Source organism: Nitratireductor pacificus pht-3B, assembly GCF_000300335.1.
GTDB lineage: Bacteria > Pseudomonadota > Alphaproteobacteria > Rhizobiales > Rhizobiaceae > Nitratireductor > Nitratireductor pacificus.
In genome coordinates this window covers 109,180-120,217 of sequence record NZ_AMRM01000002.1, presented here as the reverse complement: position 1 = coordinate 120,217, position 11,038 = coordinate 109,180, and the positions used below count along the sequence as shown (strand labels likewise).

Sequence of the window (11,038 nt, the reverse complement as noted above, 5' to 3'; positions counted from 1 at the left end):
GCCAAGCGCCACCGAAGGTGGCCTCTCCTGATAAGAACGATGGCGAACGGCGAACCCGAAATCTTTCTGCGGACTTTCGCGCCTTTTACATCAACAGCACGATGCCGCCGACGAGGTTCATGGAACGGATCTGCAGGGCGTCCTGGAAATGCGCCAGGATCTCCTCCGGGCGATCGAGATGGAAGACGCCGGATACGCGCTGGGAGGCGAGCGCGTTGCTCGCCAGCATCACCTTGCCGCGCCGGTGACGGTTGAGATCGGCGACCACGTCGCCGAGCCGACGATCGTTGAAGACGAGCAGGCCCTTGCGCCAGGCGGCCACCGTTTCGGCTTCGGAAACGATCTTTTCCCCCAGGCCCGCCGCCGAGTAGACCACGCCCTCGCCCTGCACCAGCGTGACGGACGTCAGGCAATCGACCTGGACGGTCCCCTGAATGCACGCGACGGACACATCGTTCACCGCGTGGCCGACGGAGATGGTGCCGGACGGCAGCGTGGCGCGCCCCTCTGCCGCCGACACGACGAAGGGGCGCGGATCGGCGCCCTCGACTTCGAAGACGGCGGCGCCGGCGGTGAGCGAGAGATGGCGCGCATCAGCGGTGTAGTCCGTCACCAGCGCCGAGCCGCCGTCGAGAACCACGGTCGAGCCGTCGGACAGGGCGATGCTCTTCTGCTCGCCGACGGCCGTCTTGTGATCGGCGAGCAAGCCGTTGATGGAGGGCAGGAAACCCAGGTCCGACATGATGAAGGCGGCGCCCGCCGCGCCGGCCGCCATCGCGCTGCCGGTCAGGAACGACCGGCGCCCCATCAGTGGCGCCCGGACGCGCTTTTCCGCCAATGCCGGGCCGAGATCGCGCCACAGCCTCGCGGCCTCCCGAAACGCGCGTTCGTGTTCCTCGCTGCGGGCGCGCCAGAGCCGCAACGCCTCCCCGTCCTCGGTGGTCGCCTTGCCGGATGTCAGGCGCACCACCCAGGCGGTCGCTTCGCGTTTGAGAGCGTCGAAATCGCCATCCAATGCCTGCTTCCTCCGCAAAGCTGGTTTCGCCAGGGCTCAGGCCGCCGCGCCGTCTCTGATTATAACGATTGATGTTCGGAAAACCGAAATTTCAGCGCCGGTTTATCCGCGCGATCCGCTCGGAGCAATATTCGAGCGCCCTTCGAAGATCGTACTCGACCGTGCGAACCGAGACGCCGAGTTCGGCGGCGATGTCGGACTGCGGCCGCTGTTCGAGGCGGGCCATGATCAGGATGCGCCGCTGCCTTTCGGGAAGGTCCTCGACAATCCGGGAGAGAAGCCGCACCTGGTCCCTGTCCTCGGCGATCTGCGCCGGACCGGGGGTATCATCGGGAACGGACAGAAGGTCCATCACTGCCTTCGACGACATCTGCCGCGCCCCGCTGCGGCTGTGGTCGATCGCCAGCGTCCGGACGATACGATTGAGATAGGCGAGCGGCGCGTTGGCGGCGGCGGCGCCGTTGCGCGCGAGCTTGATCCAGGCTTCCTGCGCCAGATCCTCCGCATCCTGCCGCGACCCCGTCCTGCTGGTCAGGTACCGCTGGATGCGTGAACGGTTGCGGAGGAAGGAAGCCAGAAGCTCATCGTCGTGTGTGCTCATTCCTGCCCTTGCTCAAGATTCGCGACCGCTACAGCTTCAACTCTTTAATCCTGACTACAATTATCAGATTTTATGAGCAACGAAAATCGGTAGCAAACTGTAAGCGGATGGTCCGAATCCGAAATCAGCTCCTGCCCAGTCCGCGGGCTCGGGGTTTCGTACCGGCAATTGCCGGAGCGGAGTTTCAGTGAAGCGTCCCTGCCCCCCGAAGTTTCCCGACGGAAAACGGAACTATGGTACCGCGAGGAACCCACCCGATTTTGATGTGAACCTCCGCAAACTCGTCAGCGCCAGGCATCGTTGGCATGACCGGAGCCATCTATCAGACGTTCTTCTAGAAATGCGTCAGTTCTCAACGGAAGTGTCAGGCCACGCCGGATCAGTTCTCAAAGGCAATCAATAATCATCGTCACCTGTGCCCGTCGCACCATATGCTTGCGCATGAGCCGGACAGCACATGCGAGGCCTCCGGCAAACTCGAGGCGGCTCACTTGCCGGGCATTTGGAACCTCGTTGGCCGTCGCGAATTATCCCGAAGGTCAACGAGGAGAATTCAGATGAAGGGCATCGTACTCTGGTTCATGGGGGTTCCCCTAATCGTTATCGTCTTACTCTACATGTTCGTGTTCTGACGACATTTCCTGGTGCAGTGAGTTTACGGGTCCGCCGGTGTTCGTTCGAATTAGGTCTGCCCCTGAAAAGTGGTGCTCCGCGAAGCACGGCTATCTGCCCAAGGGAGGACGTTTGAATGCCAAAGCGGCCTGACCCCGTAGTGTGGTCCGGGTTCTGTCTGGACGCATAACGGTTCTGCAGCCATTGCAGGGCAGATGATCATGCCGGCCCGCGCGACGGCGCGGGCCAGATGAAGGCATCGCAGGTCCTGAGCCTGGATCGATTCATCACCAATTCAATCCATCAAGTCCCGGAACCGAACAACTAGCGATCCGCACCGGGAATCGCCTGCAATAGTGCCTGCGTATAGGGGTGTCCGGAGTGCGCGAACAACAGGCGCGGTTCTGCTTCCTCGATGATGCGACCGCGTTGCATGACGCAGATCCGGTCGCATAGCGAACTGGCAATGCGCAGATCATGGGTGATGAAAAGCATCGCAAAACCAAACCGTGCCTGCATCTCCCCCAGAAGCTCCAGCACCTGCGCCTGCATCGTCACGTCGAGTGCTGAAAGCGCTTCGTCGGCGATGAGCAGATCCGGGCGCAACGCGAGGGCGCGCGCGATACATATGCGTTGGCGCTGTCCGCCTGAAAACTCGTGCGGAAAGCGGTCCAGTGCCGAAGGCTGCAAACCGACCGCCGAAATCAGATCACGCACCCGCTCCTCGGCTTCCCTTCGGGGAACACCGCAGGCCATCGGGCCTTCAGTCAGCGCGGAGCCGATCTTCTGGCGGGGGTCGAGCGCGGAATAAGGGTCCTGAAACACCATCTGGATATGCCGGCGAAGCGCGCGCAGGGACGCACCTTCCTTGCCAACCAGGTCTTCGCCGTTCAGCCTGATGCTGCCGCCATCGACGGTTCCAAGGCGGATGATCGCGCGCGCAAGCGTCGATTTACCGGAACCGGACTCGCCTACGAGACCGATGGTTTCACCGGGGCGTATGGAGAGCGACACATCCTCAAGTGCGGGAATCCGGCGCTCCGGCCATCTCTTCTGCAGATTTTCCGCAACGAGAAAAGGCGGCTTGTCGTTCGCCTGAACCTCGCGCGGCGCCAGCCTTGGAACCGCCGCAAGCAGGGCGCGGGTATAGGGATGTGCCGGCGCATTCATGATCCGCTCTTTCGTGCCCTCCTCCACAAGATGCCCCGACTGCATGACGGCGACCCGGTCGGCAATTTCCTCGACGACACCGAAATCATGGGTGATGAACACGACCGCCGTGCCGTGTCGGTCCCGCAGATCCCGGATCAGGTCCAGTATCTGCGCCTGCGTCGTTACATCGAGCGCGGTGGTAGGCTCATCGGCGATCAGAACGGCGGGCTCCAGTGCCAGCGCCATGGCGATCATCACACGCTGGCACTGCCCGCCGGAAAGCTGATGCGGATACCGCTGATAAATCAGCTCAGGTTCCGGCAGCAGAACCTCTGAGAAGAGTTCGAGCACACGCTCGCGGATTTCCGCCTTCGACATATCGGTATGCAGCCGAAACACTTCAGCCACCTGCTCGCCGACCCGATAAAACGGGTTGAGCGAGGCGATCGGCTCCTGAAACACCATGGCGATGCGCCGCCCGGCCAGATCGCGACGGGCTTTTGGCGGCATGGTCAGCAAATCCTGCCCTTCAAACAGGATCTTCCCACCTTCCACCGAAAGGCCGCGTGACAGCAGGCCCATGATGGCCAACGACATGACCGACTTGCCGGAGCCGGACTCTCCGACAATGCACAGGATTTCACCCGGAGCGACGGAGAACGAAACACCGGCAACCGCATGCGTGCGGTCGGCAACGCCTGGCAATTCAATCGATAGGTTCTCGACGGAAAGCAGTGGGGCGGATCGGGCCATGATGTTTCCTCAAATGCCAGTCGAATGCGTGAACGCGCGATGGCCCGGGCTCTCCGCTCATCGGGCGAGCCCGGGTGCGTTTGAGCGTCAGAGCGTCAGGTAACCGGCGTGCATCCGCATTTCGAACTCCGGCACCGGCACGAAGGAAATGCCGTCACGAACCGCCCAGTTGGCGAGCGACTTCCACATATACTGCCCCGGCGTCACGCGCTGCCACTCTTCGGAAAGTTCAAGGAACAGCGCCTTTCGCTCATCCGGGTCGGTGGACTTGGCATAGGCCGTGCCGATCTCGACGAACCGTTCCGTTGGATCCCACGTCTTCCATGAAGCCGACGAGATAACGCCGGTCGGGCTCCAGTCGAGCCAGAGCGGCTGATAGGGATCGCCGGGAATGAAGCTGGTTCCGCCGGAAACGGCGAGCATGTGAAACGGCCGCTCATAGGCAAGCTGGAAGTTGTCGAGAAACTGCGCCTCGACGTTGATCCCGGCTTCCCGCCACATCTCCACCATGATCTCGGCTGCGGCATCGTAGTTCGTCCAGAAGCCGCGCGTAATGTGCCAGATAAGCGTTTCGCCCTTGTATCCCGACTTTGCGACCAGCGCGCGCGCCGCCTCCAGATCGTATGGCAGGCGGGGCTTTGCCGCCGCATCGTGGAAGTTGCCGTATTCCGGGAAGTTGAAAGGCACCGCCGGAAAGAAGGTATTGCCGCTGAAGAGCGCCTGCACGATGGCGTCCATGTCGATCGCCTGGATCATCGCATAACGCAGGTTCTGATCTTGCAGCGGATTGCCTTCGGGGTCGTTGCGCGTGTTGAAAAGCACGGCGGTGTAGTTGTTGACCTGCTTGCGGATCAGCGTCGCGCCTTCCATCGTCTCGATCTGGTTTTCCTGATCGATCGGTATGGATGCGATGATGTCGAACTCGCCGGTCGCAAGGCCCGCCAGACGCCCCGCATATTCCGGAACCAGCAGGAAGTTCAGCCGCTCCACCGGCGGCGCGCCGTTCCAGTGATCGGCAAACGCTTCCAGTCTGGCCGCCTCATTGCCGCGATAGTTCACCATCCTGTAAGGGCCGGTCCCGACGGGTGCCTGACCGAAACCTTCCACGCCGGTTTCAAGATAGTAAGCCTTGGGAACCACATAGCCGATGAAGCCCGAGAGCTTCCCGGGAATGTTGATGTCCTCATCCGCCGTTTCGATCTCAACGGTCAGCGGCCCCGTCGCCTCGACCCGCACGAAGCCCGCGGTATAGGTGCGGCCACGCGGCTCATAGGGCTCGTCGCCCCAAAGGCGTTCGGCAGAAAGGGTGAAGGCAACGTCTTCGGCGGTCATCGTCTCGCCATTGTGGAATTTCACGCCCTCGCGCAAGGTGATCGTCCAGACCTTCCCGTCACGCTCCCAGCCGGTTGCAAGGCGCGGTATCAGCGTCTGGCCCGACGGGTCGTTGAGATAGTCGATCTCGACAAGCCGGTCATAGATGTTCGGGAAGATGCGGATCGAGGCGTTCGATATTCCGTTGATCGGCGCGATGTTGTGCCAGAGCGCTTCGACGGCAACGTTCAGCTCCGTGGTGTCCGATGCCAGGGCAAGGCCCGGCATCATGCCCGCCATAAGGCTTGTGCCGGCGATCAGTTTTCCGAATTCACGTCTGTTCATGTCGGTTCTCCCATTGATTTTGTGTTATTGCCGCACACGTTGCAGTGCCGGATCGAGACGATCGCGCAGCCAGTCCCCAAGCACGCACATCGCCAGAGAGACGAGAAAGATCGTCAGGCCCGGCAGCACGGATATCCACCAGGACGTGGACAGGTAATCGCGCCCGTCTCCCATGATCTGACCAAGGCTGGTCATGGGGGGCTGAATGCCGAGACCGAGAAAGCTGAGGGCGCTCTCAAGCAGGATGATCTGCGGAAAGTTCAACGTGAGCTGGACGATGAGAATGCCCGCCACATTGGGCAGCACATGCCGCAGGTAAAGCGCCACTGGCCGCACACCAAGCGTGCGGACGGCCTCCGCCCAGGGCTGGCTCTTGGCAGACAGGACCACGCCACGCGAAAGGCGGGCGTAAGAATCCCAGCCGAACATCGCCATGAGAAAAATCAGGAGCCCGAACGAATTGCCGAAGAAGGCGAGCAGCGTCAGGGCAATCAGGATGAACGGCAGGGACGCCTGAATGTCCACGACCATCATGATCGTCTCTTCGACCCAGCCTCTGAAATGCGCGGCGACAAAGCCGAGCGTACAGCCGAAGAGCGCACCCAGAACGGAACCCAGAAGCGCGATCAGAAGAGATATGCGCAGCCCTTCGGCCATGCGCGCGAGCAGGTCGCGGCCCAGCCTGTCGGTGCCCAGCGGAAACGCGAGATCGCCTCCGAAGAGCAGCGGCGGCCGCATGCGGGCAAGCAGGTTCTGCTGGGTGGCGGCATGGTCCGAGAGCCAGCCACCGAACAGCGCGAAAAGCAGGGCGCAGACCAGTGCCGCAATCGACAGCCACGCGACCGTTGGAATATGGCGCATCATTTGCTCACCCGAATTCGCGGATCGATCAGGGAATAGGTGAGGTCGGCCAGAAGGTTTGCGAGAACCATGAATGCGGCCATCATCAGGACGAGCCCCTGCACCACCGCCAGATCACGCGAGGCGACCGTCTGGACCAGAAGGCGTCCGATGCCCGGCCAGCCGAACACCGCCTCGACCACCACCGTGCCGCCCACCAGCGCCCCAAGATTGAGGCCGAGAATGGTGACGATCGGGATCGCGGCGTTGGGCAGGGCATGGCGCAGCACGCCGTAGAGAAAGGGCGTGCCCTTGGCCTGGATCGTGCGCATATACGGGCGCTCGAGAACCTCCAGCATGGCCGATCGGGTGAAGCGCGCGAGCGTTCCGGCAACGTAGAACCCCAGCGTCAGGCCCGGCATGATGAGATGAAGCGCGCTGCCCGTTCCCGCGCTTGGCAGCCAGCGCAGATGAAACGAGAAAAACAGGATCATTAGAATGCCGAGGAAGTAATTCGGCAGCGCGAAGCCCACGACGGCAAAGGTCATGACGCCCCGGTCGAGCAGGCTGTCGCGCTTCAGCGCGGCAAGAATGCCTGCGGGAATGCCGATGGCCAGCGCCCAGAGATAGGCGACCGCGCCCAGTTGAAGTGTGTTCGGCAGGCGCTCGGCGATGATCGCCGTGACGGCTCGCCCGTCCTGATAGGAATGCCCGAAATCTCCGGAGAGAAGATTGAGCATATAGGCGATGTATTGCTCGAAAAGCGAACGGTCGAGATTCCATTTCTGACGAAACTGCTCGATCTCGGCCGGTAGGGCATCCGGACTGAGCAGCGCCACGACCGGATCGCCGGACGTGCGCAGAACGACGAATGTGAACGTGACCACAGCCCAAAGCGTGATCAGGGTTCGCAAAAGCCGCTTTAGCCAGAAGCGTCGTCCCAAGGCCTCCCTCCTCATCCTTCTCTTCATGGAGCCTAGGAAGGGATGGGGAGATAGCCTAGCTGGAAGAACTTACAGGTTGGGCCGGCAGGAGGGGACCGGGTCGAGCAGGCCGTAATGGGCCGCACGGGCAAGGGTCTGGGCACGATTGCGGGCGCCGAGTTTCTTCATCGCCGACTGCATGTGCATGATAACGGTGGAAAGCGATCGGTCGAGCGCATGGGCGACCTGCTTGTCGGGCTGGCCGTCCGCACAAAGGCGCAGGCACTCCATCTCGCGCGGCGTCAGGCGAACGGCTGTCGTCATCATCGCTTCATCGCTGATCGAAGCCATGATCTCGTCCTGCAACTCATGTGCCATGAGCGTAAACGCGGCGGCCAGCTCGTTGTCGAGACGCCTCTCCGGCGGGCGTTCGTTCCAGATGCCCGTCACCGTCGCGAGGCCGCGCGTACCCCCGCGCACGGCCACGGTGATGCCGCGCGCCAGTTTGCGTTCGCGAAGGAAATCCGCCACCTCTGCCGGAATGTTCCGGCGGTTGCTCAGTTCCGAAGACTCGTCGGCGTGATAGGACCAGTAGACAGGCCGCGCCCGCGCCAGCGCGATCTTCTGGACCGGATCGAGCTGGTAGAAACCATCGTTGCACCAGAGTTGCGCCATTTCTCCGGGAATGTTCCGGGAGGCAAGAAGGGTCGGCGTAATCAGCTCACCCTCAGGGGTGAACGGCACTGGAGAAAAATCGTAGATCAGCGCCTGCATTCCGAACTTCGCCACCGACCGGGCCGCCCGATCGACCTTCCGGTCCAATTCAGAATTGGATAGCGTTTTCGGCTTTGCGTTCATCACCTGCATCTGTTCGGGACGGTCGGGCTTCCCCAAACCTATTCCCTTGAAGGCTAAGGGCGGAACTTTGCGGAAGCAAGTCCGATTATGCGGAGCACCCGCTCGTTTCATAGCTTCGCGGGGACGATCCGGGGGCTCCCGAGGTCACGCCGCTGAAGCAGAACCGGCAAGCGATGGCGGGTGGTTTCAATCAGCGCACTGTCGATTTCAGCCGTGATGACACACGGGTCTTCGCCCGCAGCAGCGATCACCTCGCCGAACGGCGAAATGATGCGGGATTGGCCGTGAACCCATACGCCGTCCCGTTCGCCGCATTGTGCTGCGGCGATCACATAGGAGCCGGTTTCAATGGCGCGCGCTTTCAGGAGCGGTTCCCAGTGCAGCGGTCCCGTCGCCGTCGAGAAGGACGCGGGGATCATCATCACATTGGCACCGGCGACGGCCAGCGCATCGAACAGATAGGAAAAGCGGATGTCGTAGCAGATCGACAGGCCGAGCCGGAAATCGCCCAGATCGACAACCACCGCGCCGCTCTCGCCGGGCGCGACGGCTGCGGATTCCTGAAAATCGGCCTCCCCACCCAGCTTCACATCGAACGTGTGCAGCTTGTCATAGGTCGCCGCGACATCCCCCGATGGTGCGATGAGATAGGCCCGGTTCCAGACACGCTGCCCGTTTTCGTGACGGACCAGAAGCGAGCCCGCATGGATCCAGATTCCAAGCTCGGCGGCGAGGTTGCGGCAGAGCGCCAGCGTCGTATCCTCATCTTCCGGCAGGCACACCGACGGGTATCGCAGATTGTCGCGCAGGAGAATGTTGGCCGCTTCCGGCAGGCTGACGAAGGTCGCCCCCTCACCTGCCGCCTGCCGGACCATATCCTCGATCTGCGCGTTGTTGGCCTTCACATCAGCAGTCGTGTTCAGCTGGATCGCAGCAACGCGAAGCTTGGTCATTGGAACCCTCCCTCTCTAATCCAGCCGCGCCAGAAAATCGGCGATGACCGCCATGTAAGCGCCACGCTCCTCGACATGCGGCATGTGGCTTGATTCATCGAACACCTCCCAGACGGCCCCATTGATGCGCTCGGCAAACTCGCGCACCGTTTGCGGGGATGCCTCGTCATGTACTCCCGATATCACCAGCGTTGGCGCCCGGACCTGATGGAGCCGTTCCACGACCGTCCAGTCCTTCAGCGTGCCGACCACATGAAACTCCGTCGGGCCGTTCATGGTGTGGTAGACGGTCGGGTCGCGATCGATCCAGTCGAAGGTGCGCTGCACGAAATCCGGTACAGGCTGGAGACGGCAGACATGGCGTTCGTAGAAAACCTTCGATGCCGCCTGATAGTCGGGGTGATCGTAGCTGCCATCCGCCTCGTGGCGGGCAAGCGCGTCCTGCGTTTCCTGCGGCAGTTTCGTGCGCAGTTCCAGGCAACCCTCCACCCATGCCTTCATGGAACTGGGGGAATTGGCGATGACAATGCCGTTCAACCCCTTCGGCTGGCGCACGGCATGTTCCGACCCGAGCATGCCGCCCCAGGACTGGCCCAGAAGATTGTAGCGCCCGCGAATGCCCAGATGGTCGAGAAGATTGTCGAGTTCTTCAAGGAACAGATCGACGGTCCAGAAATCGGCGGCGGCTTCCGGCCGATGCGTCGAGCGCCCGTTTCCGATCTGGTCATAGAGAACAACCGCACGGCCTGTGGCTGCAATATCCGAAAGGTTCTCAAGATAGTCATGCGTGCATCCTGGGCCGCCATGGACAACCACAAGCGGCACCTTTCCGGACTTCAGGTCTCCGATGACCCGATACCACGTCCTGTACTCACGAAAGGGCGCAAGATCTTCAACCACATCGACTGCAGGCATGTGAAAACTCCTCTGGGATTTGAACAGAGCCTTCACCGCGGCATGCAGCGACGCAATCTGTAATAAATAGCAGGGAAGAAAGTCCGGAAGACTGTCAGTTTCCGCTGGAAGCGCCTTCGCGCCAGCGCGTCAGATGGCGGGTGATGATCGCAGCCATGCGTTCGCGATCATGCGCCTTCAGCGCTTCCACCATCTCCAGATGATCGTGGCTGCTGGATCTGGCATTCGTCGGCATTGCCCACTGGTTCCATTCACCCGGCAGATTGCGCTCGCGCAGTTCGTGGATGAGGTCGATCAAGGTCCGGTTGCCGCAACAGTCGTAGAACGCATGGTGGAAAGCGTGGTTCAGCTTCTGCGCTTCGGGATAGGGAACGGTGCCGAGCGCCTCGTCAAAGGCGCGCGCGGCGGCTTCAATCCGCGCCACGTCGTCTGCCGTCGCCTGTTCGATGACAAGCTCCGCCGCCGGCACTTCGAGCATAAGGCGTGTATCCGTCAGTTCGTCGCGCTGCTTGCGATCGGTTTCCACCACGCGATAACCGCGATTGGGCACATGGCTGAGCATGTGGCCTGACGCGAGCTTCGCAAGCGCCTGGCGTACATCGAAGCGCCCGACACTGTAGCGTTCTTCCAGATCGACGAGCCGCAGCCATTCGCCCGGCCGATAGAAACCGGCCGCGATATCGGCGCGCAGGCGTTCGCTCAGCCCGTTTCTGATCTCCCTTTTGCTCATCGCTGCATTCCCCAAACCTCTCGAGGGTTC

At 61.8% G+C, this 11,038-nt stretch carries 10 protein-coding genes; all 10 read right to left on the bottom strand.

From position 1 onward, the window contains the following. Window positions 1-85 precede the first annotated feature (85 nt). Entirely contained in the window at window positions 86-1,015 is a 930-nt protein-coding gene (locus tag NA2_RS02075) for a FecR family protein (RefSeq protein ID WP_008593625.1), read from the bottom strand. 91 nt (window positions 1,016-1,106) lie between these two features. Continuing rightward, a complete protein-coding gene (locus NA2_RS02070; RefSeq protein WP_008593623.1) occupies window positions 1,107-1,616 on the bottom strand; it encodes an RNA polymerase sigma factor in 510 nt (169 codons plus the stop codon). Between the two features lie 936 nt (window positions 1,617-2,552). Next, the gene (locus NA2_RS02060) at window positions 2,553-4,133 is read right to left on the bottom strand and encodes an ABC transporter ATP-binding protein (RefSeq protein WP_008593621.1); all 1,581 of its coding nucleotides are present in this window, start codon (window positions 4,131-4,133) and stop codon (window positions 2,553-2,555) included. Between the two features lie 87 nt (window positions 4,134-4,220). Continuing rightward, window positions 4,221-5,789: an ABC transporter substrate-binding protein gene (locus NA2_RS02055; RefSeq protein WP_008593619.1), complete on the bottom strand. Its 1,569-nt coding sequence runs from the start codon at window positions 5,787-5,789 to the stop codon at window positions 4,221-4,223. Between the two features lie 24 nt (window positions 5,790-5,813). Then, window positions 5,814-6,650, bottom strand: a complete 837-nt coding sequence (locus NA2_RS02050; protein ID WP_008593618.1) for an ABC transporter permease — start codon at window positions 6,648-6,650, stop codon at window positions 5,814-5,816. After that, the gene (locus NA2_RS02045; RefSeq protein WP_420798686.1) at window positions 6,650-7,600 is read right to left on the bottom strand and encodes an ABC transporter permease; all 951 of its coding nucleotides are present in this window, start codon (window positions 7,598-7,600) and stop codon (window positions 6,650-6,652) included. The genes NA2_RS02050 and NA2_RS02045 overlap by 1 nt, the downstream gene beginning before the upstream one ends. 42 nt (window positions 7,601-7,642) lie before the next feature. Continuing rightward, window positions 7,643-8,521: a helix-turn-helix transcriptional regulator gene (locus NA2_RS02040; RefSeq protein WP_244423574.1), complete on the bottom strand. Its 879-nt coding sequence runs from the start codon at window positions 8,519-8,521 to the stop codon at window positions 7,643-7,645. Then, complete coding sequence (locus tag NA2_RS02035; protein WP_008593612.1) at window positions 8,518-9,363, bottom strand: carbon-nitrogen hydrolase family protein; 846 nt, start codon at window positions 9,361-9,363, stop codon at window positions 8,518-8,520. The genes NA2_RS02040 and NA2_RS02035 overlap by 4 nt, the downstream gene beginning before the upstream one ends. Window positions 9,364-9,378: 15 nt before the next feature. Continuing rightward, window positions 9,379-10,278, bottom strand: coding sequence for a proline iminopeptidase-family hydrolase (locus tag NA2_RS02030; protein WP_008593611.1), 900 nt, complete (start codon window positions 10,276-10,278; stop codon window positions 9,379-9,381). A 94-nt stretch (window positions 10,279-10,372) separates the two neighbouring features. Then, window positions 10,373-11,008, bottom strand: coding sequence for a GntR family transcriptional regulator (locus tag NA2_RS02025; protein WP_008593609.1), 636 nt, complete (start codon window positions 11,006-11,008; stop codon window positions 10,373-10,375). Window positions 11,009-11,038: the final 30 nt, after the last annotated feature.